Raw genomic sequence first — 24267 nt, 5'->3', positions numbered from 1 at the left:
GTCAGTGGGCGGGGGCGGGGGCGTCGCGCAGCAGGTCGCGGATGCGGCTGGGCGAGAGGGGGCCGCGGCGGACGACGACGCCGAAGGGGCGCAGGGCGTCCTCGACGGCGTTCGCGAGGACGGCCTGCGGGGCGATGGCGCCGCCTTCGCCGAGGCCCTTCACGCCGAGGTCGTTCATGGGGCTCGGCGAGTGGATCTCGTCCATGTCGAGGTCGGGGATCTCGGAGGAGGTGGGGACGAGGTAGTCCATGTAGGTGCCCGTGCGGGGCTGCCCGTCGGGGCCGTAGATCATCTCCTCGTAGAGGGCGCCGCCGATGCCCTGGGCGATGCCGCCGGTGACCTGGCCCTCGGCGATGAGCGGGTTGACGATGACGCCCGCGTCGTGGACGACGACGTACTGGAGGATCTGCAACTCGCCCGTGTGTTCGTCGACTTCGACGACCGCGGCGTGTGCTCCGCTGGCGACGGCGAAGCCGGGCGGGCGGAAGTGGACGGTCTCGCTGAGTTCGGTGCCGTGCCGGCCGTCGGTGGGTTCGGGGGTGCCGGGGAGCGGGGCGCGGCCCGCGAGTTCGGCGAGGGTGAGGGTGGGCCCTTCGGGGGCCTTGGTGGTGAACACGCCGTCGGTGAGGGTGAGTTCGGCGGCGGGCACGTCGAGGCGGCGGGCGGCGAGGGCGAGGGCCTTCTCGCGGACCAGCTTGCCCGCGCGATGGGTGGCGTTGCCCGCGTTGACGAGGGCGCGGCTGGCGATGGTGCCGACGCCGAAGGGGGTCGCGGAGGTGTCGCCGCCGACCACGTCGACGACGTCGAGCGGGACGCCGAGCGCGTCGGCGGCGATCTGCGCCATCGAGGTGCGGTGACCTTGGCCCTGCGAGGGCGTACCGATGGCGAGCTTCACGCGGCCGCTGGGCGCGATGTCGATGCGGGCGGTCTCGAAGGGGCCGAGGCCGGTGGCCTCGATGTACAGGGCGTAGCCGACGCCGATGTGCTTGCCGTCGCGCTTCTCCGTGGGCACGGAGACCTTGGCGCGGGCGCGCCGCAGCAGCTCGGGGAAGTCCCCGGAGTCGTACGACTGGGGGTTGCCGGAGCGGTCGACGAGGCCGGTCGTGTACGGCATGTCGTCCGGGCCGATCAGGTTGCGCGCCCTCAACTCGGCCGGGTCGAGATCCAGTTGCGCCGCGAGCCGGTCCATCGCCCGCTCCATCGCGAACACCGTCTCGGGGCGTCCCGCGCCCCGGTACGGCGTGGCGAAGGCGGTGTTGGTGAGGACGCCGACGACGTCGATGTCGACGTTCGGGATGCGGTACGGGCCGAGGAGGTGGCACAGGGAGTTGTACGGGACGACCAGGCCGGTCATGTTGTACGCGCCGAAGTTGACGGTGATGCGGTCGCGGACGGCGAGGATCGTGCCGTCGGCGTCGGCGGCGAGCTCGATGCGGTGCAGCTGCTCGCGGGCGTGCGAGGCGGCGGTGAGGTTCTCGTTGCGGTCCTCGCGCCACACCACGGGGCGGCCCAACTCGGCTGCCGCGTACGGGATCAGCATCTCCTCGACGTAGAGGATGCCCTTCTGGCCGAAGCCGCCGCCGACGTCGGTGGCGATGACGCGGACGGCCTCGCTGTCGAGGCCGAGGGTGGTGGCGAGGGACTCGCGGACGCGGTGCGGGGTCTGGGTGTTGGACCAGACGGTGAGTTCGCCGCTGTAGGGGTCGGTGCGGGCGGCGACGGCGCGGGTCTCGATGGGCGAGGCGACGTAGCGGTGGGCCTGGAACTCCTCGCTGATCACGGTGTGCGCGGCGGCGAACGCGGCTTCGGGGTCCCCGACTTGGGTGGCGACGGCGACCGCCGTGTTGTCCGGCAGGTCGCCGTGGAGCAGCGGGGCGTCGTCGTCGAGGGCGCGGTCGGGGTCGACGAGGACGGGCAGCGGCGCGTAGCGCACGTCGACGAGTTCGAGGGCGTCCTCGGCGAGGTAGCGGCTGTCGGCGAACACGATGGCGACGGGCTGGCCGACGTACAGCACCTTGTCGGTGGCGAGCAGCGGCATCGGGGTCGTGGCCACGCGCGGGTCGAGGAGTTCGGCGAGGCGGGGCGGGGTGCGCAGCTCCTCCTTGTTCAGGAGCGGCGCGAGGTGGGCGACGTCGGCGCCGGTCCAGACGGCGAGGACGCCGGGGGCTTCGAGGGCGGCGGTGACGTCGACGGACTCGATGCGGGCGTGGGCGTGCGGGCTGCGCAGGACGGCGGCCTCGGCGGCGCCGGGCAGGTCGATGTCGTCGACGTAGCGGCCGTTGCCGCGCAGCAGGCGGTCGTCCTCGACGCGCGGGACGGGGCGGCCGATCCAGGTGGTGGCGGTCATGCGGGTCACTCCCCTCGCCCGGCGTCGGCGGCCGGTCCGTACGTCTCGTCGAGGGCCCGGGTGAGCGCGCGGCGGATGCCCCGGTAGCCGGTGCAGCGGCACAGGTGGCCGCTGAGGGCGTCGGCGACCTCGGTGTCGCCCGGCCGTCCGTCCTGTTCGGTCAGGGCGGTGGCGGTCATGAGGAAACCGGGTGTGCAGAAGCCGCACTGCATGCCGTGGCAGGTGTGGAACGCCTCCTGCACCGGGGTGAGCGGCGCGTCCGGGCCGGCGAGACCCTCGACGGTGCGCAGTGCGGCGCCCTCGCACTGGACGGCGAGCGTGAGGCAGGAGCGGACGGGCGTGCCGTCGACGAGGACGGTGCAGGCTCCGCACACGCCGTGCTCGCAGCCGACGTGGGTGCCGGTGAGGCGGAGCCGGTCGCGCAGGAAGTCACTGAGCAGCAGCCGGGACTCGACCTGGGCGGTGACGGGTTCGCCGTTGACGGTGAGGCGGATCTCGTGCCAGCCGGAGGGCTCGGCGAGCGGTGGCGTCCGTACGGTGGCGGGGCTCGGCTTCGTGGTCATCGGGTGCGCTCCCAGGCGGTCGTGCAGGCGCGGACGAGGAGGTGGGCGGCGGCCTCTCGGCGGTACGCGGCCGTGGCGTGGACGTCGTCGGACGGGTCGAGGTGGGCGAGGGCGGCGTCCCGCGCGGCGGCGAGGGCGGCCGGGCCCGCGTCGGTGCCGGTCAGCGCCTCCTCGGCGGCGGGGAGGCGGACGGGGGCGGGGCCGACGCCGCAGAAGACGACGCGGGCCGCGCTCACGGCGGCGCCCGCGCGTTCGAGGAGGACGGCGACGCCGACCGTGGCGAAGTCGCCGTGCCTGCGGGCGAGTTCCTCGAAGGCCCAGCCGCCGTCGCGGGGCGGGACGACGACCTCGGTGAGGAGTTCGTCCGGTTCCACGGCCGTCTGGAAGGTGGCGACGAAGAAGTCCTCGGCCGGGACCGTGCGCTCCCCCGCCGGGCCCGCGATCACGAACCGGGCGTCCAACGCCACCGCGGCCGTGGGCAGTTCGGCGGCCGGGTCGTGGTGGACGAGGCTGCCGCACACGGTGCCGCGGGCACGGATCTGCGGGTGCCCGATGTGGCGGATCGCGGCGGCGAGCAGCGGCCAGCCCTCGCGGAGCCGGGGATCGGCCGCGGCGCGGGCCTGCCGGACGGCGGCGCCGATGCGCAGGGCTCCCGTCGCGTCGACGGAGAGCGCGTCGAGGCCGGGGATGCGGGTGATGTCGACGAGGAGGCCGGAGCGGGCGAGCCGCATGCTCAGCATCGGGATCAGCGACTGGCCACCGGCGACCACCTTGGGATCACGGTCCTCGTCGGCGAGCAGGGCGAGCGCCTCCGGGACGGAGCGGGGGGCGCTGTAGTCGAAGGGTGTGGGTTTCAAACCGTCTGCCACCAGGCCTCTCGTAGCGAGCGGGCGGGTGCGCACAGGGCGCGCATGCCTAAGGCCTGAAATGATTGATGCTGAACTACCTTCTTGGCAAGGGGTGGCAGCACACCGACTTCGAGCAGTTCCCAGAGGGAACTTCATTTTGAACGACTGTGCAGAAATCGGGGCGCCGCCGCCCTCGACTACTGTTGCGCCGTGAACGAGGGACAGCACGACAGGCGGCGCGGACGCTCGCACGATCCCGAGGGGAACCGCAGAGCCGTGCTCGAAGCGGCCCGGCGGCTGTTCGCGGCGCACGGCTACCAGGGAGCCGGCATCCGGGCCATCGCCACCGAGGCCGGAGTGACCCCCGGCCTCGTCATGTCCTACTTCGGGTCCAAGGACGGGCTCTTCCGCGCCGTCGTCGGTGAGGGGACCGGCGTCACGGCCCGGCTGCTCGACGAGGCCGGCAACGATCCGGCCGGTCTGCCGGGCGCCCTCGCCCACTCCTACCTCGACCGCTGGGACCGGCTCTCCACCGAGGATCCCCTCGCCGCGCTGATCCGCTCGGCGCTCAACCACCCGCCCAGCGCGGAGCAGTTGAGCGAGCTGCTGGAACGCCTCGTGACCGAGCCGCTGTTGGGCGTCCTCGGCGACACCGACGACTCCCGGGCCCGGATCGGCATGATCCGCAGCATCCTGTTCGGCGTCATCATGGAGCGCTACCTCTTCGCGCACGAGCCGGCCCGTTCGGTGCCGACCGCCGACCTGGAGCCACTGCTCACCGACGTGCTGGCGACAGCGGTCGGGGCGGCCGCGCACCCCGCCGAGCCGCGCCCCGGGCACTCCCCCGCCACCGACGCCGACACCCGGGTCTTCGCCGCCCTCACGGACTGCGCCGACCGCTACCGCGCCGTCATCGGCGGTGTCGTCAAACGGCACGGCATCGGCCTCGCCGCGTATCAGCTGCTCGCCGAGCTGCGCCGCGCCCCCGCCCCGCACCGCCGCACCGTCGGCGAGCTGGCGGCGGCCGGAGCGGTCCGCGCGGGTGGGGTCACACAGCACGCGGACCGTCTGGAGCGGGCGGGGCTGGTCGAGCGGGAGCGGGACGACCGGGACCGGCGCGTGGTGCACCTGCGGCTCAGCGAGGCGGGGCGGGAGCTGGTCGACCGGGTCACCGAGGAGCGCAGGGCCGGTGAGCGGGAGGTGCTGGACGGGCTGCGGCCCCAGGAGCGGCGGGAGCTGCGGGCGCTGCTGGGGACGCTGGGCGCGTCGCTCACGGACCGGGGACGGCCCTCGTAGCGCTACGGAAGCGCGGTACGAGTGCGGCACCCGTGCGGCGCCCCGACACACCGACGGCGCCGGACCCCTCAGGACCCGGCGCCGCGACACCCCCCCCAACCGAGACCGCGATCGCTACGAGTTCAGCTCCTCCAGCGTCTTCCCCTTCGTCTCCACCGCGAACAGCGCGATCACCGCGCCCACCGCCGCCACGGCCGCCAGCTGCGCGAAGACGAGGCCGAGGCTGCCGCCCGCGCCGAGGATCGCGCCGACCGTGATCGGGCCGAGGATGACGCCGAGCCGGTTCCACAGGCCGCCGAAGGCCGCGCCGGTCGCCCGGTTGCGCGTCGGGTACAGCTCCGGCGAGTAGAGGTAGAGGCCCGCGTTGATCGCGTAGACGAAGAACGTCGTACAGGACGCGAACAGCGCGACCTGGATCCCCGACGTGACCCCGACCAGGGACAGGATGCCGAGGGCGAGCGCCGTGCCGCCGAGCGCGGCGACCAGCGCCGGGCGCCGCCCGATCCGGTCGATGACGAGCGCGACGCAGAACGTGCCGACCAGGCCGGTGAGGTTGCTGAGCAGCGTGTAGACCAGCGCCGTCGTCAGATCGAGGCCGAAGTTCTTGGTGTAGAGCGAGGGCAGCCACGTCGAGATGCCGTGGTTGACGTAGTACGCCACGAACCAGAGCCCGGACAGGATGGCGGTGCGCCGCAGATAGCGTCCGGCGAACAGATCGCGGAGCCGGCCGCGCCCGGTCTCCTGCACGGGCGCGGGGCCCGGCTGCGGCAGCGGTTCGCCGACGGCCCGCTCGACCTCGGTCTCGATCCGCTCGATGACCCGCTCGGCCTCCTCGGTGCGCCCCTGCGAGAGCAGCCAGCGCGGCGACTCGGCGACGTGCTTGGGCAGCGCCAGGGCGATCAGCACGGGCAGCCCGCCGAGCACGAACATCGCGCGCCAGCCCAGGTTGGGCACGACCCAGACCGCGACGAGGCTGGCGGCCGCGAGCCCCGCCGGGAAGATCATCTCGTAGAGCAGCACGAAGCGGCCGCGCTTGTCCGAGCGGGAGATCTCGTTGATGTACGTGGCCGCGACCGGGACCACGCCGCCGATGCCGAGGCCCTGGACGAACCGGAAGAGCGAGAACAGCTCGATCCCGTTCGCGAGGGCGACGGCGAGGCTGGCCACGCCCGTGACCGCGACACCCAGGGCCACGGTGCGCACCCGGCCGATCCGGTCCCCGAGCCACCCGGCGAACAGCGCGCCCAGCAGCATGCCGATGGATCCGGCGGTGACCGCGAAGGTGGCCTGGCCCGTGCTGAGGTGCCAGTCCTTGATGAGGACGGGCAGCGCGGAGGCGGCGAGGAGCTGGTCGAAGGCCTCGAAGAACGTCACGGCGCCGATGAGGAAGCGCACCTTGACGTGCCAGCGGGAGTGCGGCAGCCGTTCGAGTCTGGCGGCGATCGAGCCGCGGGCCTGTTGACCGGCCACAGTCGTCATGGGAGGGGTCCTTCCGCAAGGTGGATGCGGCGACAGTAGAAGCCAACTCCTAAGCGGTCAATGGTTAGGCGCTTAGGTATACGAACAACGGTGGAGTAACACCGGAACGAACAGAACCCCTTGCGGAGAAACATTTAAGCGCTTAGATTTCTAGCGCCTGAGCAACCCCACCCCCAACCCGCCGGAGGTCCCGCCGTGCCTCAACTCCCCACCGAGATCCTCGTCGCGGGTCAGTGGCGGCGCGGAGCGGGCGCCCCGCTCGACACCGTCGACCCGGCCACGGGGAAGGTGATCGCGACCGTGGGCACCGCCTCCGCGGAGGAGGTCGACGAGGCCGCGCGGGCAGCGGCGGAGGCCGTCGCCGATCCGGCCTGGCGGGACCTGCTCCCCCACCAGCGGGCCCGACTCCTGCACCGCATAGCCGAGTTGACCGAGAGCGCCGCCGACGAACTCGCCGCGACGCAGACCGCCGACACCGGCAAGACCCTCACCGAGACGAAGGCGCTCGCCCTCAGCGCGGCCGGCACGTTCCGGTACATGGCGGCCGCCCTGGAGACCGCCGAGGAGGCGATCACCCCCTCGCGCGGCCCGTACGTGACGATGAGCGTGCACGAGCCGATCGGCGTGGTCGGGGCCATCAACCCGTGGAACTCGCCGGTCGCGAGCGACGCGCAGAAGATCGCGCCCGCCCTCGCCGCCGGGAACGCGGTACTGCTCAAGCCCGCCGCCTGGACCCCGCTCGTCTCCCTCGCGCTGGGCCGGATCATCACCCGAGCGCTCACCGAACTCGGCCTGCCCACCGCCCTGTTGTCCGTACTGCCGGGCAGCGGCAGAGTGGTCGGCGACGCCGTCGTCAAGCATCCGCTCGTCGGCCGCATCGGGTTCACCGGCGGCACGGAGACCGGCCGCTCCATCGCCGCGATCGCCGCCGGGAAGCTGATCCCCGCCTCCCTCGAACTGGGCGGCAAGTCGCCGACCATCGTGCGGGCGGACGCGGACGTCGAACAGGCCCTGGCGGGCGTGATGTTCGGGATCTTCTCGTCCAGCGGGCAGTCCTGCATCGCCGGTTCACGCCTGTTCGTCCACGCGTCGCTGTACGAGTCGTTCGTCGGCGAACTCGTCTCGCGGGTGCGGAAGTTGCGGGTCGGGCCCGGCACGGATCCCGACACGCAGGTCGGCCCGCTCGTGCACGCGGGGCACCGCGACTCCGTCGCCGCCTACGTCGACCTCGCCCGCTCCGAGGGCGCCGAGGTGCTGTGCGGCGGCGCCGCGCCCGAGGGCCCGGAGTACGCGCACGGGGCGTACTACCTGCCGACCGTCCTCGCCGGCCTCGCGAACGACTCCCGCACCTGCCAGGAGGAGATCTTCGGCCCGGTCCTCGTGGTCCTCCCCTACGACGACGAGGACGACCTGGTCGAGCAGGCCAACGACTCCGTGTACGGCCTGGCCTGCGGGATCTGGACCCGCGACCACCGCGCCGCCTGGAACCTGGCCCGCCGCATCGACGCGGGCACCGTGTGGATCAACACGTACAAGCAGTTCAGCGCGTCCACCCCGTTCAGCGGGATGAAGGACAGCGGCCTCGGCACGGAGAAGGGACGTGACGCCATCCGCGCCTACCAACGCCAGAAGTCCCTGTACTGGGGCACGTCCGAAGCCCCGCTCCCCTGGGCCAACTGACCACCCCCGCAACGGAGTTCTCATGCCCCATCCCCCGATCGCACGGCTGCGCGCGCTGCGCTCCGTCGAGCTGCTGACGCCCTCGTTCGCCGAGGCCACCGACTTCTACGAGGAGGCGTGGGGCCTGGAGGTCGTCGAGGCCGAGCACAGCGCCAGCTGGCTGCGCGGCACCGGCGAGCAGCACCACGCCCTCCAGCTCACCCGCTCCGACCGCACGGGGCTCGGCCGTCTCGTGTTCGCGGTCGCCACCCCCGCCGAGATCGACGAGGCGGCGCGCCGCCTGGAGGCCCGCGGCATCGTCCCGCTCGCCGGGCCGGGCCCCCTCGACCAGGTCGGCGGCGGCTACGGCCTGCGCTTCCACGACCACGAGGGCCGGCTGATCGAGCTGTCCGCCGACACGTGGGCGGTCGCCCCGCGCGGCCGGGACGCGGCCGTGCCGGTCGGTGTCACCCACACCGTCCTCAACACCCCCGACATCGACGCGGCCGTCGCCTTCTACTGCGACGTGCTCGGTCTGCGCGTCTCCGACTGGTCCGAGCACCAGATGGCGTTCCTGCGCTGCAACGCCGACCACCACTGCATCGCGTTCAATCAGGCCGAGTGGGTGTCCCTCAACCACGTGGCGTACGAGATGAGTTCGGTCGACCACTTCATGCGCGGGCTCGGCCGGCTCCGTCACCACGGGATCGTCCCGCAGTGGGGCCCGGGGCGGCACGGGCCCGGCAACAACACCTTCTCCTACTTCACCGACCCGACCGGGCTCGTCTGCGAGTACACGTCCGAGGTCGCGCAGGTCGTCGAGGACCGGTGGATCGCCAAGGTGTGGCGGCGGATCCCGGAGCTCTCCGACCTGTGGGGGACGGCGGGACCGCCGTCGAAGGAGATCCGCTGTCACATGGCCGGTTCGCCGGAGTCCCCGGCCGCCTTCGAAGGAGTACGGAAATGAGCACGCTGAAGGTCGGACTCGTCGGCTGGGGCGCCATCGGCCGCGTCGTCGGCACGGCGCTCGCCCAAGGGGACGTCCAGGGCGCCGAGTTGACGTGCGTCGTCGACAACCGGCCGCTCGGCGAGGCGGCGCCCGCCCCGCAGGTCGCCTTCGAGGAGGCCGTCGAGCGCTGCGACCTGATCGTGGAGGCGGCGGGCCAGGGTGTCGTACGGGAGTGGGGCGAGCGCGTCCTCAACCACGGCACCGACCTGCTCGTGGCCTCGACGGGGGCGCTGACCGACGACGAGCTGACGAAGCGGCTGCTCGCGGCCGGGCCCGGCCGGGTGTACTTCACCGGCGGCGCCGTCGGCGGCCTCGACCTGCTCCAGGCCGTGCGGGCCCTGGGGCCGATCGAGGACGTCCGCCTGACGACGACGAAGCTGCCGTCCACGCTGGAACAGCCCTGGATGGACGAGGAGCTGCTCGGCCGGATGCGCTCGGCAACGGGCCCGGTCGAGGTCATGTCGGGCACGGCGCGGGACGTGCCGGTGAAGTTCCCCAAGTCGACGAACGTGGCCGCCTCGGTCGCCCTCGCCGTCGGCGACCTGGACGCTGTGCGGGTCGAGGTCGTCGCCGATCCGGGGGCCGTGCGCACCCGGCACGTCATCGAGGCGTCCGGGGAGCACGGCGCGTACCGCTTCGAGGTCGCGCACCGGCCGGACCCGGGCAACCCCGCGACCAGCCAGGTCGTGCCGTACGCGGTGCTGCGCTCGGTGGCCGCGCTGGCCGGCCGCTCGGGGCAGATCCTGTGACGGCCGTCCATGTGGAAGAGGCGGGCGGCGAAGGACCGCTGCTGGTGTGCCTGCACGGCATCGGCTCCTCGTCGGCCGCGTTCGCCCCGCAGCTCGAAGGGCTCGCGCCGTACGCCCGGGTCGTCGCCTGGGACGCGCCCGGCTACGCCAAGTCCGCCGACCCGGACGGCCCGTTGGACCTGGACGGCTTCGCGGACGCCGCGGCGGACCTGATCCGCTCGTACGGCCCGTCGGCGCACGTCCTCGGTGTCTCGTGGGGCGGCGTGATCGCGCTGCGGCTCGCCGCCCGGCACCCGGACCTCGTGGACTCGCTGATCGTCGCCGACTCCAGCGCCGGGTCCGGCACCGACCCGGAGAAGGCCGCGGGCATGCGGGCCCGCGTCACCGACCTGGAGGAGCACGGACCGCGCGCGTTCGCCGAGCGGCGCGGCCCCCGTCTCGTGTCGGACCTCGCGCCCGCCGAACTCGTCGAGCGGGTCGTCGACACCATGGCCGCCTCCGTGCGGCTGCCCGGCTACGGGTACGCCGCCGCCTCCATGGCCGGCGCCGACCTGCGCCCCGAACTGTCCGGCATCGCCGCGCCGACGCTCGTCGTCTGCGGCGACCGGGACACGGTCACCGGCGTCGAGGCCTCCCAGGTCCTCGCCGGCGGCCTGCACAAGACGGCCTACGTGATCGTCAAGGACGCCGGTCACCTGGCCAACCAGGAACAGCCCGAGCGGTTCAACGCCTGGGTCCTGTCCCACCTGCACATCGTCACCGCCTAGCCAAGGACGGAAAACCATGCCTCTGACCACCACCGAGTACGACAACGGCGGCGACCTCGCCACGTACACCGACTCGCTGATCGCCTCCAGGGAATCGCGCGTCGCCGACTTCGACACGCTCTCCTTCCAGGAGAAGGCCGGCAAGCAGTACCGCCGCGGCCAGATCCGCTACGTCGGCTCCGGCGCCACCGGCAACCACGAGAGCGACAGCCGCATCATCCCCTCCGGCGGATTCACGTTCTCCAACATGCTGCTGCCGCCCGGCGCCGAGGGCCCGGCCCACACCCACCACGACGTGGAGGAGGCCTTCTTCGTCCTGGAGGGCGAGGTGCGCGTGGGCGTGCACCGCGGCCCGGACGAGGTCGAGTACCGCACCCTCGGCTACCGCGACATGATCGTGGTGCCCGCCGGGGTGACCCGCTCGCTGAAGAACGAGGGCGACACCGACGCCCTGTTCTGCGTCGTCATCGGCACGCAGAAGCCGCAGGTGCCGTCGTACCCCGAGTACTCGCCGATGCACGGCGTCACCCGTGACTGACCCGGGTCACGTGCGCACGGTCGTCGTGACGGGGGCGGGCCGTGGCCTGGGACTGGCCATGGCCCGCCGGGCCGCCGAGGACGGCTTCCGGGTCGTCCTCGCCGAGGTGGACGCCGATCGCGGCGAGCGGGCGGCCGAGGAGCTGCGGGGCGAGGGCCACGACGCGCACTTCGCCCGCTGCGACGTGGCGGACCCGGCCTCCGTCGAGGAACTGGGAACCTTCGTGGAGGACTTGGGCGGGCTCTACGGACTCGTCAACAACGCCGCGCTCGCCAACGGTGTCGGCGGCAAGGAGTTCCAGGACATCGACATCGAGGTCTGGGACCGCCTGATGACGGTGAACGCCCGCGGCCCCTGGCTGGTGTCCAAGGCGCTGCACCCGCTGTTCGGTCCGACCGGACGCATCGTCAACATCGCCTCCGACGCCGCCCTTTACGGCTCGCCGCGACTCGCGCACTACATCACGTCGAAGGGCGCGGTCATCGCCCTCACCCGCGCCATGGCACGGGAGCTGGGCGAGCGCGGCATCACCGTGAACGCGCTCGCGCCGGGCCTCACCGAGTGCGAGGCGACCGAGACGGTCCCGCAGGAGCGGCACGGGCTGTACGCGGCGAACCGGGCGATCTCCCGGCCGCAAGCGCCCGACGACCTCACCGGGCTCGCCTCCTTCCTCCTCTCCGAGGAGTCCCGCTATCTGACCGGACAGGTGATCGCCGTCAACGGCGGCTTCACCATGAACTGAGCGACTGGAGACTTGAGTTATGGATCTGGGCCTCGCCGACCGGACCTACGTGGTCACCGGAGGCAGCTCGGGCGTCGGCCTGGCCACGGTCCGCGCCCTGCTCGACGAAGGCGCGAACGTCGCCACCTGCGGGCGCGACGCCGACCGCCTGAAGAAGCTCGGCACGCACGACCGCCTCTTCACCGCGACGTGCGACGTGCGCGAGGCCGACGCCGTGCGCGACTTCGTGCGCGCCTCGGCGCACGCGTTCGGCGGCGACCGCGTCGACGGCCTCGTCAACAACGCCGGGCAGTCCCGCATGAAGCGTCTCGACGACACGACCGGGGACGACTGGCGCGACGAGCTGGAGCTGAAGTTCGCGGGCGTGCTCAACCCGCTGCACGCGGCACGCCCGTGGCTGCGCGTCTCCGACGCGGCCTCGGTCGTCAACGTCAACGCCGTGCTCGCCAAGCAGCCCGAGCCGCGCCTGATCACGACGAGCGCCGCCCGCGCGGGCATCCTCAACCTCTCGAAGTCCCTGTCCCAGGAGCTGGCCGCGGACGGCATCCGGGTCAACTCGGTCTGCCTCGGCCTCATCGACACCGGCCAGTGGACGCGCCGGCACGCCGCCGCGGACTCCGGCCTGTCGTACGAGGACTGGCAGGCGGAGCTGGCCGCCGACCGGGGTGTCTCGCTGGGGCGGCTCGGCCGCGCCGAGGAGGTCGCCTACGCGATCGTCGCGCTGCTCTCGCCGCGCGCCTCGTACATCACCGGCACCGCCATCGACGTCTGCGGCGGCGTGGGCCGCGGCATCCTCTGAGGAGTTCTCATGCAGTACACCAACGGCGGTGACCTCCTCGTCGCCGTCCTGAAGGAACTCGGCGTCGACACGGTCTTCGGGATCGTGTCCGTGCACAATCTTCCGCTGGTCGAGGCCGTCGACCGGGAGCTGCGTTTCGTACCGGTGCGCCACGAGGCGAGCGCCGTGAACGCCGCCGACGCGTACGGCCGGGCCCGCGGCGGCATCGGCTGCGCGCTCACCTCGACGGGGACCGGAGCGGGCAACGCGGCGGGGTCGCTGATCGAGGCGCTGGCCTCCGGTACGTCCGTGCTGCACGTCACCGGGCAGGTCGAGACCGAGTTCCTGGGCAGTGGCCGCGGGTTCATCCACGAGACGAAGGACCAGCTCGGCATGCTGGACGCCGTCTCGGTACACGCCGCCACCGTCCGGTCGGCCGAGGAGGCGGGCTCCGTGCTGCGCGCCGCCGCCCGCGCCGCGCTCGCCTCCCCGGGCGGCCCGGCGAGCGTGGAGTGGCCGATCGACCTCCAGTACGCGCCGCAGACGGACGCGCCCGCGAAGGCCCCGGCGGCCGACAGGCCCACCGCCGACGCCGGTCAAGTAGCTACCGCGGCAACCCTGTTGGCGTCCGCCGAGCGCCCTCTCGTCTGGGCCGGCGGGGGCGCCACCCGGGCCGGCGCCGAGCTGACCGCGCTCGTCGAGGCGACCGGCGCCGGGCTGCTCACCTCCAACTCCGGGCGCGGCGCCGTGCCCGAGGACCACCCGCAGGTCATCGGCAACTTCGCGACCACCCCCGCCGGGCGGGCGCTGCTGGCCGACGCGGACGTGCTGGTGACCGTCGGCACGCACTTCCGGTCCAACGAGACCGCCGACTACGGGCTCGAACTGCCGGACGCGGCACGGCACATCCAGATCGACGTCGACGCCGCGGCGCTCGGCCGGGTCTACGCCACCGGCCACGCCCTGCACGCGGACGCGGCGGACGCACTCACCGCGCTCCTCCCCCACGCCCGTCCCGCGGACCCGGCGTGGACGCGTCGGATCAAGGACGTACGCGCCGAGGTCCGCGCCACCCTGCACGACAACATCGGCCCGCAGGCGGCCATCTGCGACGCGCTGCGCGCCGTGCTGCCGCGCGACGCCGTCGTGGCCCGTGACGTCACCATCCCGTCCAGCAGCTGGGGCAACCGGCTCCTGGAGATGTACGACCCGCGCTCCAACGTCTTCCCGCGCGGCGGCGGCATCGGTCAGGGCCTCGGCATGGGCATCGGCGCCGCGCTCGCCGACCCCGGGCGGCCCACCGTCGTCATCGCGGGCGACGGCGGCCTCGCCGTCCACCTCGGCGAGCTGCTCACCGTCGCCCAGGAGCGCCCCCGCCTGACCGTCCTGGTCTTCAACGACGGTGGCTACGGCGTGCTGCGCAACATGCAGGACCGCTACAGCGAGCGCCGCTCCGGCGTCGACCTCGCCACGCCCGACTTCGAACTCCTGGCGCGCGCCTGCGGGTTGCCGTACCTGCGCATCGCCGACGCCGAGCACGCGCGGCCCGTCGTCGAGCAGGCCGTCGCCTCCGACGGGCCGACGCTCGTCGAGGTCGACCTGGCCTCGCTCGGCCCGATGAAGAACCCGTTCACCCCGCCCGTGAAGATCCCCGGCGCGTAAGGAGACCACCATGACCGACGACCGTCTCCTGGACCTGCTGGTCCGGCGGATGACCTGGGAGGCCGACGGCGTCCTGTCCGTCGAGCTGACCCACCCCGACCACAAGCCGCTCCCCGCCTGGGCGCCCGGCGCCCACCTCGACGTGCACGTCGGCGGGCAGGTCCGCCAGTACAGCCTGTGCGGCGACCCGGCCGACAGCGGCACGTACCGCATCGGTGTCCTCAACGAGCCTTCCTCGCGCGGCGGTTCGCGCCACGTGCACACCACGCTGCGCCCCGGCCAGCGGGTCACCGTCTCCGAGCCGCGCAACCACTTCGCCCTGGAGGACGCCCCCGCGTACGTGTTCATCGCGGGCGGCATCGGTGTCACGCCGATCCTCGCGATGGCCCGGGAGGCCGCGCGGCGCGGCGCCGAGTGGCGGATGGTGTACGGCGGCCGGGGGCGCGCCTCGATGGCGTTCACCGAGGAGCTGGCCGCGCTCGGCGGGGACCTGACCCTCGTGCCGCAGGACGAGCAGGGTCACATCGACCTCGACGCGACGCTCGCCGGGCTGCCCGAGGGGGCGCTCGTCTACTCCTGCGGGCCCGAGCCCCTGCTCGCCGCCGTCGAGGAGCGCTGCCCCGCCGACCGGCTGCGCCTGGAGCGGTTCGCCGCGCCAGTCGTCGAACGGTCCGCGGACGACGGCGCGTTCGAGGTCGAGTGCCGCACCTCCGGGCAGACCCTCATGGTCGGCGCCGACACCTCGATCCTGGAGGCCGCCGAGTCCGCGGGCCTCGACGTCACCAGCTCCTGCCGCGACGGGATCTGCGGCTCCTGCGAGACCCGCGTCCTCGAAGGCACCCCCGAACACCGCGACTTCCTCCTGTCGGAGGCCGAGCACGCCGCGAGCGCCTCGATGATGATCTGCGTCTCGCGCTGCGCCGCCGGCTCCCGCCTCGTACTGGACCTCTAGCCCCTCCTGAAGACGTAGGAGACAGACACCCATGAGCAGCACCACCGAGACCGCCGACTGGCCGTACCTGGAGATCCACCAGTCCCGCGACCACGAGCCGAGCCCGTACGAGTACAAGCTCGCGGCCACCCTCGAAGAGGTCTTCACCAAGGTCGGTCACGAACTCACCGACGTGGTGAGCGGGTTGAACGACCGTCAGGTCCACGCCCCCGACGGGCAGCCGTGGACCGAGGAATCCTTCCGCGCCGAGATGCACCGACTGGGAGCGTGACCCACCATGGCTCTGACCGCCGACAAGATCTACGCGACCGGCCTGCGCAACCAGTGGCACCCGGTCGTCCCCTCCTCCTTCGTCGCGCCCGGCGCGATGCGCAAGGTCACCGTCCTCGGCGAGCAGTGGCTGCTGTTCCGCCGCTCCGACGGCACCCTGAGCATGCTCGCCGACCGCTGTCCGCACCGCGGCGCCCCGCTCTCCCTCGGTAAACACCTGGGCGACCGGGTGGCCTGCTGGTACCACGGCGTCGAGGTCGAGACCGACGGCACCGTCTCCTCCGTGCCGGGTCTGCCCGGCTGCAACCTGGAGGGCAAGAAGCTCGTCACGTCGCTGCCCGTGCGCGAGGTGTCCGGCGCCGTCCTCGCCTACTTCGACGACGAGCAGCACCCGGAACCGGCCGAGCTGACGCTGCCCGAGCCGCTCACCGATCCCGACACCGACGCCATCCTGTGCTACGCCGAGTGGGACGTGCCGTGGCGCTTCGGCGTCGAGAACCTGCTCGACCCGATGCACGGCCAGTTCCTGCACCACGACTCCCACACGATGTTCGACGGTGACACCACCGCCAAGTTCCGCATCCGCGAGACCGACCGCGGCTACTTCTTCGAGAAGACCGACCAGCGGGGCGTGAACTTCGACTGGGTGGAGCTGTGCCGCACGGGCGTGGACTGGGTCGACCTGTCGATCCCGTACCCGCCGTCCGCGGGACCCGGCGGGCCGTTCGGCATCGTCGGCATGGTCCGGCCGGTCGACGAGGGGCGCTGCGCCGTCTTCTTCTGGCGCTACCGCACGGTCCAGGGCTGGCAGCGCGACACGTGGCGGTTCCTCTACAAGACGCTCATCGAGAAGCGGCACTGGGAGGTCCTGGAGCAGGACCGCGTGATGCTGGAGGCCATGCCGGCCGACGCCGACCAGCAGGAGAACCTGTACCAGCACGACCTGGGCGTGGTCCGGCTGCGCCGCATGTACCGCTCGGCCGCGGAGGCCCAGGCCGCCACGTGACCGCCCCGGGGACGTGATGCGCCTCGCGCGGACGTAAAGCCCGCCCCACGGGTGGAGTGGACCACTCCACCACGGGGCAGTGTTGGGGGCAGTCCGCGCCCGCAAGGGGGCTGCGGAGGGCCCCCGCCGACGCCGTAAGGTGGGCAGGTACGCGAGGGCACGTCGGAAGGAGGCGCTGGGTGATCGAGCTCGAGGGGGTTCCCGAGCTGGTCGACCCGGTCATGGTGGCCGCGTTCGAGGGCTGGAACGATGCCGGCGACGCCGCTTCCACCGCGGTCGCGCATCTCGACAAGGAGTGGAAGGGCGAAGTGTTCGCGGCCCTCGACGCCGAGGACTACTACGACTTCCAGGTCAACCGCCCGACCGTCTTCCTGGAGGACGGCGTGCGCAAGATCACATGGCCCACGACGCGGCTCTCGGTGGTCCGGGTCGGCGGGGAGAAGCCGCGCGACCTGGTGCTCGTCCGCGGCATCGAGCCGTCCATGCGCTGGCGCTCGTTCTGCAACGAACTGCTCGGCTTCGCGCACGAGCTCGGTGTCGAGCTCGTCGTGGTGCTCGGCGCGCTGCTCGGCGACACCCCGCACACCCGCCCGGTGCCGGTCAGCGGCGTCACCTCCGACGCGGACCTGGCCACGCGGATGAACCTGGAGGAGACCAAGTACGAGGGCCCGACGGGCATCGTCGGCATCCTCCAGGAGGCCTGCACGCACGCCGGCGTCCCCGCGGTCTCGCTGTGGGCGGCCGTCCCGCACTACGTGTCGCAGCCGCCGAACCCGAAGGCGACGATGGCCCTCCTCAACCGTCTGGAGGACCTGATCGACCTGCGGATCCCGCTGGGCGAGCTGCCCGAGGACGCCCGCGCGTGGCAGCTCGGGGTGGACCAGCTGGCCGCCGAGGACAGCGAGGTCGCCGAGTACGTGCAGTCCCTGGAGGAGGCCCGCGACACCGCGGAGCTCCCCGAGGCCTCCGGCGAGGCCATCGCCCGCGAGTTCGAGCGCTACTTGCAGCGCCGCGACCCGGAAGCGGGGCCCGGCGGCCACGCGACGGACGGCGGCGACGGCTCCTCGCACCTGCGGGACAACCAGAGCGGCCGCACCAGGCCGCCGAAGCCGCCGCGCCCGGACAGCGACGACGGCGACGAGTAGCCGGACGGACACCCGGACGGAGACGAGCACGAGGAAGGGCGGGACGCCGGTCGTCCCGCCCTTCCTCGTGCTCGTCTCCGTGTCCCGACTCTGGCCGGTTTGGGGCGTGACAGTGTTTTCCGGCCGGATTGGCGGCAGTTGCAGGGGGTTCCCGCTTCAACTTGTTCTCAAACACCGGTGCGGAACGGGGTCTGGACGGCCGGGCGTCGGCGTAGCAGGGTGACCCCCGACGAGAAGCACGGCACGGCAGAGTTGAACACGGCACAAGCAGACCCGTACGACCGGATGTGGCGAGGGGAGCTGTGGACCGATGACCGATCAGCACGGGGGCCCGACGCACGGGCCGGGAGCGGCGGGTCCGGGGCCGGAGGGCTCCGGTTTCACCTATCGCGGGGCCGAGGAGGAACTGATCGTCGTGGCGCGCCCGGAGGCCCGGCTGCGCGCCCAGGAGGACGGCGTGCGCTCCGCCGCCGGCGCCGATGTGTCGGCGCTGAACATGTTCCTCGGCGACGAACAGCTCGCCCTTGAACCGCTGTTCGGCAGCGAGGAGCGGCTCCGGGGAGAAAGCGGGGCACCGGGCGCCGACGTCCCCGACCTGACGCTGTTCTACCGGGTGCGCGGCACGGCCGACCGCGCGCAGGAGCTGCGCTCGCGGATCGCGGCGCTTCCGGAGATCGACACCGCGTACGTGAAGCCTGGCGCGGTGCCCGCGGCGGTGTCGTCGACGCCGGAGGACTTCGAGGAGGCGCGGCGGCTGAAGGAGAAGACGGCCGCGACGCCCGACTACACGGGCCGCCAGGGCTACCTGGGCCCCGCGCCCGCCGGCATCGACGCGCAGTGGGCGTGGCGGCGGCTCGGCGGCAGCGGCGAGGGTGTCACCGTCATCGACGTGGAGGGCGCCTGGCAGCTGGGGCACGAGGACCTGTCGGCGAAGCTCGCGGGCATCGTGGTCGGCACCCCCGTCGCGGACGTGGCGTGGCGCAACCACGGCACGGCCGTCCTCGGTGTGATCGGCGGCGACCGCAACGAGCGCGGCATCACCGGCATCGTGCCGGAGGCGATGACCGCGGCGGCCTCGTTCCAGGGTGTGGGCACGGCGGCGGCGATCCACGCGGCGGCCGAGCGGCTGCACCCCGGCGACGTGATCCTGATCGAACTGCACCGGCCGGGGCCGCGGTTCGACTTCGAACCGCGCGACGACCAGCGCGGCTACATCGCCCTGGAGTGGTGGCCCGACGACTTCGCGGCCATCGCGCACGCGACGGCGAAGGGCATCGTGGTCGTCGGCGCGGCGGGCAACGGCGCGGAGTCCCTCGACGACGCGGTGTACGAGCAGCGGCCCGACGGGTTCCCGGCGTGGTGGCACAACCCGTTCAACCCGTCGAACCGCTCCTCCGACGCGGTCCTCGTCGGCGCGGGCGCCCCGCCTCCCGGCACGCACGGCCGCGACCACGGCCCGGACCGCTCGCGCCTCGCGTTCTCCAACTACGGCGCCCGCGTGGACGCCCAGGGCTGGGGCCGCGAGGTCACCACCACCGGCGGCTCCTGGAACAAGCCCGGCGATCTTCAGGGCGGCGTCGAGGAGATCGCCTGGTACACGGACACCTTCTCCGGCACCTCGTCCGCCTCCCCGGTGGTCGTCGGCGCGCTGGCCGCCCTCCAGGGCATGCTGAAGGCGGGTGGCCAGCGCCCGATGACGTCACGGCGGGCCCGCGAGGTGCTCCGGGCGACCGGCTCACCGCAGCAGGACGCCCCCGGCCGGCCCGCGTCCCAACGGATCGGCAACCGACCCGACATCAAGGGTGCGGTCACCCACCTCCTGCCCTCCACGGTCGGTTCGGGCCAGGCCGAGCGGTACTGGGACGAGCTGATCCCGTACCCGCCCGAACTCCCGCCCCGGCTCCGCCTGTTCGTGGCGGGCTCCTGGCGCAATCTCAACCATCCGTCCCCCGAGACCCGGCAGGCGGTGCACGCCGCGTTCGCGGGCGGACGGCCCGACGTACGCGTGTGGTTCTCGGACGACGAGGTCGTGGGCCTGGTCGTCACGGGCTGAGGCAACGCAACCAACCATTCACGGAAGGTGGCACCCGCATGAGCATCACCCCCCAGATGGGCCAGGGACAGCAGGGGCAGCAGGGCCAGCAGCAGTTCCCGAGCACCTCGCCCTACCAGCAGCAGGGCATGGGCATGGGCCAGCAGATGCAACAGCCCTTCGGCCAGCAGCCCTTCGGTCAGGAGCAGCTCCAGCAGCAGTTGCAGCAGCTCGGCCAGCAGCAGCCGTACCAGCAACTGCTCCAGCAACTCGGCGGCCACCAACAGGGCATGGGCCAACAGGGCATGGGTCAGCAGGGCATGGGTCAGCAGGGCATGGGCCAACAACAGCAGTACGGCCAGCAGGGCACGGGCCAACAGGACCAGCAGGCTCAGCAGATGGAGCAGCAGGCGCAGCAGCTGCTCCAGCAGATCCAGCGGACCGCGGTCCAGGAGTCCCACCAGCAGGTGCAGCAGCAGGCCCTGGCCTCCGGCATCGCGGACGGCTACATCGACATCGTGCAGCCGCTGCCGGGCCAGCCGAGCCAGATCTTCCTGCGCATCAACAACCAGTTCCGGGTCCTCACCAACCCGACCCCGCAGGCCCACGACGAGATCCAGGAGGCCTTCGCCTTCGGCCACCAGGTCGTCGGCGTGTGGGACTCGGGTTCGCCGACGATCCTGCGCAGCGTACGGGTGCAGCGCGTCTGAGCACGCGCGGAACGTGAGGAGGGCTCCTCCCCGCGCGGGGAGGAGCCCTCGTGGCTCAAGCGGTGGCGGGACGTTACAGCGCCACACCCAGCAGGGCGTCCACGGCACGCGACACGACGCCGGGGGCGCCCTCGTCCGTGCCGCCCTCGGTGGCCTGGGTCTCGGCCCAGCGGTCGACGGCGGCCAGCGCGGCGGGCGCGTCCAGGTCGTTGGCGAGCGCCTCGCGGATCTCCTCGACCAGCGCCTCGGCGGACGGTCCGTCGGGGCGGGAGACGGCGGCGCGCCAGCGGTCGAGACGGGCCACGGCGTCGGCGAGCACCTGGTCGGTCCACTCCCAGTCGGAGCGGTAGTGGTGCGCGAGCAGCGCGAGCCGGACGGCGGCGGGGTCGACGCCGTCGCGCCGCAGCTGGGACACGAACACGAGATTGCCCTTGGACTTGGACATCTTCTCGCCGTCCAGGCCGACCATGCCGGCGTGCACGTACGCCTTGGCCATCGGGAACTCGCCGGTGAGGGCCTGCGCGTGCGAGGCACCCATCTCGTGGTGCGGGAAGGCGAGGTCCGAGCCCCCGCCCTGGACGTCGAAGCCCATGCCGAGGTGGTCGAGGGCGATGGCGACACACTCGATGTGCCAGCCGGGCCGCCCCTGGCCGAGCGAGCCGCCGTCCCAGCTGGGCTCGCCGTCGCGGGCGGCCATCCACAGCATCGGGTCGAGCGGGTTCTTCTTGCCGGGGCGCTCGGGGTCGCCGCCGCGCTCGGCGGAGAGCAGCCGCATCGCCTCGGCGTCGAGGTTCGAGACGGACCCGAAGTGCGGGTCGGCCTCGACGGAGAAGTAGATGTCGCCGTCGAGCTCGTAGGCGGCACCGGAGTCACGCAGTCGTTCGACGAGCGGCACGATGCCGGGTATCGCCTCGACGGCGCCTATGTAGTGCTGCGGCGGCAGCATCCGCAGGGCGGTCATGTCCTCGCGGAACAGGGCGGTCTCGCGCTCGGCGAGCCCCTCCCAGTCGATGCCGTCACGCACGGCCCGCTCCAGCAGAGGGTCATCGACGTCCGTCACGTTCTGGACGTAGTGAACCTGCCGCTTGGTGTCGAGCCACACGCGCTGCACGAGGTCGAACGCGTTGTAGGTCGCCGCGTGACCCATGTGGGTCGCGTCGTACGGCGTGATGCCGCAGACATAGATACGGGCGACGGGACCGGGGTCGAGGGTGACGAGCCCACCGGTCGCGGTGTCGTGGATCCGGAGGTCGCGGCCCTTGCCGGGCAGGGCGGGGACCTCAGAAGCGGGCCAGGCATGCATGCATTGAGCCTAACCGGACGCAGCGTCCGCATACGAACCGGACCAGGCCCAATGGCCGAACGGCCCCTCTTGCGCAATCACATTCCCTCTGCACCCATCAAGCCCCTGCGGCGATTGAGCCCATCCAGCCCCTGCGGCGATTGAGCAGCGGGGCCCGGGGCAGAGCCCCGCGACCGCAACCACGGCACCGACCGCACACCTACACGGGCGGCCAGGGAATCGCCGGCCACTCCCCACCCGGCTCCCGATGCCGCCCACTCTTCAACAACCCCGCAACCCGCTCCCGCACCGCCTCCACCTCCACCGAGGTGATCAGCTCCCCGAGCCGCACGGAAAGCGGCTCCCCGCCCCCGAGGGCCACCCGCAACCGCTCCAGCGCCCCCACGGCCTCCTCCGTGAGCGACTCCCCCGCCCACCCCCACAACAACGTCCGCAACTTGTCCTCGACGTTGAACGTCACCCCGTGATCGATCCCGTACAGCCGCCCCTCCGCGTCGACGAGCAGATGCCCACCCTTGCGGTCCCCGTTGTTGATCACCGCGTCGAGCACGGAGAGCCTCCGCAGACGGGCGTCGTCCGCGTGCACCAGCAGCGCCGTACGCCCCTCCCCGACCTCGGCGAACCCGATGGCCTTCCAGCCCTCCCCGGGCTCCTCACGGTCGACGAGGGCCAGCAGCCCGTCGCCGTCCGCCGGCTCCTCGGGGGTGTCGATCCACAGCTGGACCATCCCCTCGCCGTACGGCCCGTCCCGCAGCACCGTCGGCGGCACCAGGCCCCAGCCGAGCGCCTCCGAGACCTCGTACGCGGCGACCTCGCGCTGCGCCAGGGTCCCGTCGGGGAAGTCCCACAGGGGGCGCTCGCCGCGTACCGGCTTGTAGACGCACCGCGCCTCGCGGCCCTCGTGGGTCACGGTGCACAGCAGCACCGCGTTCGAGGCCTCGCGGATCTGTCCTTCGACGTGCAGCTCACCGAGGGCGAGCAGGTCCCGGTCGTCGCTCACGCGTCGCGCCGGTATCCGTTCTGGCGCGGACATACGTGTCCCTCCGGGTCGAGCGGCAGGCTGCACAGCGGGCACGGCGGGCGGCCCGCGTTCACGACGTCCAGGGCCCGCTTGGCGAAGGCACGGGCCTGGATCCCGGTGAGGCGGACCCGCAGCATCGGCGGGCCGTTCTCGTCGTCCTGAAGGAGCCTTTCCTCGGCCTCGGCGAGGTCTTCCTCGGACTCGGCGTCCAGCTCGACGAGGGCCTGCGCCTCGACGATCATGCGCTGCTCGTCGCCGTCCCACGCGAGAGCCATGGTGCCGACGCGGAACTCCTCCTCCACGGGCGCCTCGAGAGGGCCGGTGTCGGAGATCTCGGTGGGGGCGACGGCGGGCACCGGGGCGTTGCCCCCGCTGCGCCGCACGACCTCGTCGAGGAGCTCGTCCATGCGCTCGGCGAGCGCGGCCACCTGGGTCTTCTCCAAGGCCACGCTGGTGACCCGGGCTCCTGCCGTGGCCTGCAGGAAGAAGGTGCGGCGCCCGGGGAGTCCGACCGTACCGGCCACGAACCGCTCCGGAGGGTCGTAGAGGAACACCTGACGGGACACGTCCTGTCTCCATGGGATCGGGATCGACTGTCTTGAACCGGTCATGGCCGACCGGGCCGAATGTGCTTACGGCTGCTTCACCCTACTGCGGCCGACGATCACGGTGCGCCCGCGCCGCCCCCGACCGGCGCATCGGCCTCCTGCGGCTGCTCGCGCGGCGCGAGGGACGCGAAGTCACCGGTGTCCCCGAGGCGTACGAGGAAGGGGCGCAAGCGGGTGTAACGGATCGCTGTGATGGAACACGGCTCTACGGAGATCCGTTGAAAGAGGTCCAGATGAAGCCCGATGGCGTCCGCGACAAGGGACTTGATGATGTCGCCGTGCGAACACATCACATAGGCGGCGTCCTCGCCGTGCTCGCGCTCCACGCGCGCGTTCCACTCCCGCACCGCCTCCGCGGCCCGGTGCTGCATCTCCCGCATCGACTCGCCGCCGGGGAACGCGGCGGCCGTCGGGTGCTGCTGCACGACCTTCATGAGCGGCTCGTCGGACAGCTCGGCGAGCTTGCGGCCGGACCAGTCCCCGTAGTCGCACTCGCTGATGCGCTCGTCGGTGCGCAGGGTCAGTTCCGGACGGGCGGCGAGCAGCGGCGCGAGGGTCTCCCGGCAGCGCTGGAGCGGGCTGGAGACGATCTCGGCGAGGGGCAGCTCCGCCAGCCGCTCGGGCAGTCGCGCGGCCTGCTCGGCCCCGCGCTCGTCGAGCGCCACACCGGGCGTCCGCCCGGCGAGCACACCCGCGGTGTTGGCGGTGGAACGTCCGTGCCGGACGAGGATCAGCGTGGGCATGTGCCCCACCCTAGGCATACGACGACGTGCGGCAGTGCCG

The 24267-nt window shown here is 72.7% G+C and carries 23 protein-coding genes; 15 read left to right on the top strand and 8 right to left on the bottom strand.

Features of this window, described 5'->3' with window-relative positions; genetic code table 11:
* Window position 1: 1 nt before the first annotated feature.
* Genes ACYBSK_RS10550 through ACYBSK_RS10540 form a run of 3 tightly spaced genes read right to left on the bottom strand, consistent with a single transcriptional unit; the run spans window position 2 to window position 3767 of the window.
* Entirely contained in the window at window positions 2–2347 is a 2346-nt protein-coding gene (locus ACYBSK_RS10550) for a xanthine dehydrogenase family protein molybdopterin-binding subunit (protein ID WP_460245893.1), read from the bottom strand.
* A 5-nt stretch (window positions 2348–2352) separates the two neighbouring features.
* Window positions 2353–2910 carry a (2Fe-2S)-binding protein gene (locus ACYBSK_RS10545; protein WP_460245892.1) on the bottom strand — a complete coding sequence of 186 codons (558 nt, stop codon included), beginning with the start codon at window positions 2908–2910 and terminating at the stop codon, window positions 2353–2355.
* Window positions 2907–3767, bottom strand: a complete 861-nt coding sequence (locus ACYBSK_RS10540) for an FAD binding domain-containing protein (RefSeq protein ID WP_460245891.1) — start codon at window positions 3765–3767, stop codon at window positions 2907–2909. The genes ACYBSK_RS10545 and ACYBSK_RS10540 overlap by 4 nt, the downstream gene beginning before the upstream one ends.
* 201 nt (window positions 3768–3968) lie before the next feature.
* Between ACYBSK_RS10540 and ACYBSK_RS10535 the strand changes: the two genes are divergently transcribed.
* Entirely contained in the window at window positions 3969–5054 is a 1086-nt protein-coding gene (locus tag ACYBSK_RS10535) for a TetR/AcrR family transcriptional regulator (protein WP_460245890.1), read from the top strand.
* Window positions 5055–5168: 114 nt separating this feature from the next.
* Here ACYBSK_RS10535 and ACYBSK_RS10530 read toward each other — a convergent pair whose 3' ends face one another.
* Window positions 5169–6533 (bottom strand): MFS transporter, encoded by a 1365-nt coding sequence (locus tag ACYBSK_RS10530; RefSeq protein ID WP_460245889.1) that lies wholly within the window; start codon window positions 6531–6533, stop codon window positions 5169–5171.
* Between the two features lie 195 nt (window positions 6534–6728).
* On the opposite strand from ACYBSK_RS10530, the gene ACYBSK_RS10525 reads away from it, so the two are divergent.
* The 14 genes from ACYBSK_RS10525 to ACYBSK_RS10460 all read left to right on the top strand — a co-directional run bounded on the left by ACYBSK_RS10525 (window position 6729) and on the right by ACYBSK_RS10460 (window position 20552).
* Complete coding sequence (locus ACYBSK_RS10525) at window positions 6729–8213, top strand: aldehyde dehydrogenase family protein (RefSeq protein WP_460245888.1); 1485 nt, start codon at window positions 6729–6731, stop codon at window positions 8211–8213.
* 22 nt (window positions 8214–8235) lie between these two features.
* Window positions 8236–9159 (top strand): VOC family protein, encoded by a 924-nt coding sequence (locus ACYBSK_RS10520; protein ID WP_457476629.1) that lies wholly within the window; start codon window positions 8236–8238, stop codon window positions 9157–9159.
* Complete coding sequence (locus ACYBSK_RS10515) at window positions 9156–9950, top strand: aspartate dehydrogenase domain-containing protein (protein WP_460245887.1); 795 nt, start codon at window positions 9156–9158, stop codon at window positions 9948–9950. The genes ACYBSK_RS10520 and ACYBSK_RS10515 overlap by 4 nt, the downstream gene beginning before the upstream one ends.
* Window positions 9947–10717: an alpha/beta fold hydrolase gene (locus ACYBSK_RS10510; protein ID WP_460245886.1), complete on the top strand. Its 771-nt coding sequence runs from the start codon at window positions 9947–9949 to the stop codon at window positions 10715–10717. Before ACYBSK_RS10515 ends, ACYBSK_RS10510 begins: the two co-directional genes overlap by 4 nt.
* 16 nt (window positions 10718–10733) lie before the next feature.
* Window positions 10734–11255, top strand: coding sequence for a cupin domain-containing protein (locus tag ACYBSK_RS10505; protein ID WP_460245885.1), 522 nt, complete (start codon window positions 10734–10736; stop codon window positions 11253–11255).
* A 58-nt stretch (window positions 11256–11313) separates the two neighbouring features.
* Entirely contained in the window at window positions 11314–11997 is a 684-nt protein-coding gene (locus ACYBSK_RS10500) for an SDR family oxidoreductase (RefSeq protein WP_460246997.1), read from the top strand.
* A gap of 19 nt (window positions 11998–12016) precedes the next feature.
* Window positions 12017–12796, top strand: coding sequence for an SDR family oxidoreductase (locus tag ACYBSK_RS10495; protein WP_460245884.1), 780 nt, complete (start codon window positions 12017–12019; stop codon window positions 12794–12796).
* 9 nt (window positions 12797–12805) lie between these two features.
* Entirely contained in the window at window positions 12806–14437 is a 1632-nt protein-coding gene (locus ACYBSK_RS10490) for a thiamine pyrophosphate-binding protein (RefSeq protein ID WP_460245883.1), read from the top strand.
* A gap of 10 nt (window positions 14438–14447) precedes the next feature.
* Window positions 14448–15389 (top strand): PDR/VanB family oxidoreductase, encoded by a 942-nt coding sequence (locus ACYBSK_RS10485; RefSeq protein WP_460245882.1) that lies wholly within the window; start codon window positions 14448–14450, stop codon window positions 15387–15389.
* Between the two features lie 31 nt (window positions 15390–15420).
* Window positions 15421–15660 carry a recombinase-like helix-turn-helix domain-containing protein gene (locus ACYBSK_RS10480; RefSeq protein ID WP_457476621.1) on the top strand — a complete coding sequence of 80 codons (240 nt, stop codon included), beginning with the start codon at window positions 15421–15423 and terminating at the stop codon, window positions 15658–15660.
* Between the two features lie 6 nt (window positions 15661–15666).
* Window positions 15667–16665, top strand: a complete 999-nt coding sequence (locus ACYBSK_RS10475) for a Rieske 2Fe-2S domain-containing protein (protein WP_460245881.1) — start codon at window positions 15667–15669, stop codon at window positions 16663–16665.
* A gap of 179 nt (window positions 16666–16844) precedes the next feature.
* Window positions 16845–17810, top strand: coding sequence for a PAC2 family protein (locus tag ACYBSK_RS10470; protein WP_457476619.1), 966 nt, complete (start codon window positions 16845–16847; stop codon window positions 17808–17810).
* A gap of 310 nt (window positions 17811–18120) precedes the next feature.
* The gene (locus ACYBSK_RS10465) at window positions 18121–19863 is read left to right on the top strand and encodes a S8 family peptidase (RefSeq protein WP_457476618.1); all 1743 of its coding nucleotides are present in this window, start codon (window positions 18121–18123) and stop codon (window positions 19861–19863) included.
* Window positions 19864–19901: 38 nt separating this feature from the next.
* Window positions 19902–20552, top strand: coding sequence for a hypothetical protein (locus tag ACYBSK_RS10460; RefSeq protein ID WP_460245880.1), 651 nt, complete (start codon window positions 19902–19904; stop codon window positions 20550–20552).
* A gap of 73 nt (window positions 20553–20625) precedes the next feature.
* Here ACYBSK_RS10460 and mshC read toward each other — a convergent pair whose 3' ends face one another.
* The 4 genes from mshC to ACYBSK_RS10440 all read right to left on the bottom strand — a co-directional run bounded on the left by mshC (window position 20626) and on the right by ACYBSK_RS10440 (window position 24227).
* Window positions 20626–21855 carry a cysteine--1-D-myo-inosityl 2-amino-2-deoxy-alpha-D-glucopyranoside ligase gene (gene mshC, locus ACYBSK_RS10455; RefSeq protein WP_457476616.1) on the bottom strand — a complete coding sequence of 410 codons (1230 nt, stop codon included), beginning with the start codon at window positions 21853–21855 and terminating at the stop codon, window positions 20626–20628.
* A gap of 199 nt (window positions 21856–22054) precedes the next feature.
* Window positions 22055–22888 (bottom strand): SCO1664 family protein, encoded by an 834-nt coding sequence (locus ACYBSK_RS10450; RefSeq protein WP_457476615.1) that lies wholly within the window; start codon window positions 22886–22888, stop codon window positions 22055–22057.
* Window positions 22852–23442, bottom strand: coding sequence for a DUF3090 domain-containing protein (locus ACYBSK_RS10445; protein WP_457476614.1), 591 nt, complete (start codon window positions 23440–23442; stop codon window positions 22852–22854). Before ACYBSK_RS10445 ends, ACYBSK_RS10450 begins: the two co-directional genes overlap by 37 nt.
* Before the next feature lie 98 nt (window positions 23443–23540).
* Entirely contained in the window at window positions 23541–24227 is a 687-nt protein-coding gene (locus tag ACYBSK_RS10440) for a histidine phosphatase family protein (protein WP_457476613.1), read from the bottom strand.
* Window positions 24228–24267: the final 40 nt, after the last annotated feature.

It is taken from the genome of Streptomyces sp. BYX5S (assembly GCF_054724165.1).
Note: the sequence above shows the minus strand (reverse complement) of the source record. Positions and strands in the feature narration are given on the sequence as shown.

Bases quoted from the DNA above. Each gene is read 5' to 3' on its own strand.
- ACYBSK_RS10450 (WP_457476615.1), bottom strand. From the start codon at position 22,888: ATGTCCGCGCCAGAACGGATACCGGCGCGACGCGTGAGCGACGACCGG.
- ACYBSK_RS10465 (WP_457476618.1), top strand. From the start codon at position 18,121: ATGACCGATCAGCACGGGGGCCCGACGCACGGGCCGGGAGCGGCGGGT.
- ACYBSK_RS10550 (WP_460245893.1), bottom strand. From the start codon at position 2,347: ATGACCGCCACCACCTGGATCGGCCGCCCCGTCCCGCGCGTCGAGGAC.
- ACYBSK_RS10545 (WP_460245892.1), bottom strand. From the start codon at position 2,910: ATGACCACGAAGCCGAGCCCCGCCACCGTACGGACGCCACCGCTCGCC.
- ACYBSK_RS10515 (WP_460245887.1), top strand. From the start codon at position 9,156: ATGAGCACGCTGAAGGTCGGACTCGTCGGCTGGGGCGCCATCGGCCGC.
- ACYBSK_RS10440 (WP_457476613.1), bottom strand. From the start codon at position 24,227: ATGCCCACGCTGATCCTCGTCCGGCACGGACGTTCCACCGCCAACACC.
- ACYBSK_RS10460 (WP_460245880.1), top strand. From the start codon at position 19,902: ATGAGCATCACCCCCCAGATGGGCCAGGGACAGCAGGGGCAGCAGGGC.
- ACYBSK_RS10490 (WP_460245883.1), top strand. From the start codon at position 12,806: ATGCAGTACACCAACGGCGGTGACCTCCTCGTCGCCGTCCTGAAGGAA.
- ACYBSK_RS10530 (WP_460245889.1), bottom strand. From the start codon at position 6,533: ATGACGACTGTGGCCGGTCAACAGGCCCGCGGCTCGATCGCCGCCAGA.
- ACYBSK_RS10475 (WP_460245881.1), top strand. From the start codon at position 15,667: ATGGCTCTGACCGCCGACAAGATCTACGCGACCGGCCTGCGCAACCAG.
- mshC (WP_457476616.1), bottom strand. From the start codon at position 21,855: ATGCATGCCTGGCCCGCTTCTGAGGTCCCCGCCCTGCCCGGCAAGGGC.
- ACYBSK_RS10495 (WP_460245884.1), top strand. From the start codon at position 12,017: ATGGATCTGGGCCTCGCCGACCGGACCTACGTGGTCACCGGAGGCAGC.
- ACYBSK_RS10485 (WP_460245882.1), top strand. From the start codon at position 14,448: ATGACCGACGACCGTCTCCTGGACCTGCTGGTCCGGCGGATGACCTGG.
- ACYBSK_RS10520 (WP_457476629.1), top strand. From the start codon at position 8,236: ATGCCCCATCCCCCGATCGCACGGCTGCGCGCGCTGCGCTCCGTCGAG.
- ACYBSK_RS10480 (WP_457476621.1), top strand. From the start codon at position 15,421: ATGAGCAGCACCACCGAGACCGCCGACTGGCCGTACCTGGAGATCCAC.
- ACYBSK_RS10505 (WP_460245885.1), top strand. From the start codon at position 10,734: ATGCCTCTGACCACCACCGAGTACGACAACGGCGGCGACCTCGCCACG.
- ACYBSK_RS10500 (WP_460246997.1), top strand. From the start codon at position 11,314: ATGGCCCGCCGGGCCGCCGAGGACGGCTTCCGGGTCGTCCTCGCCGAG.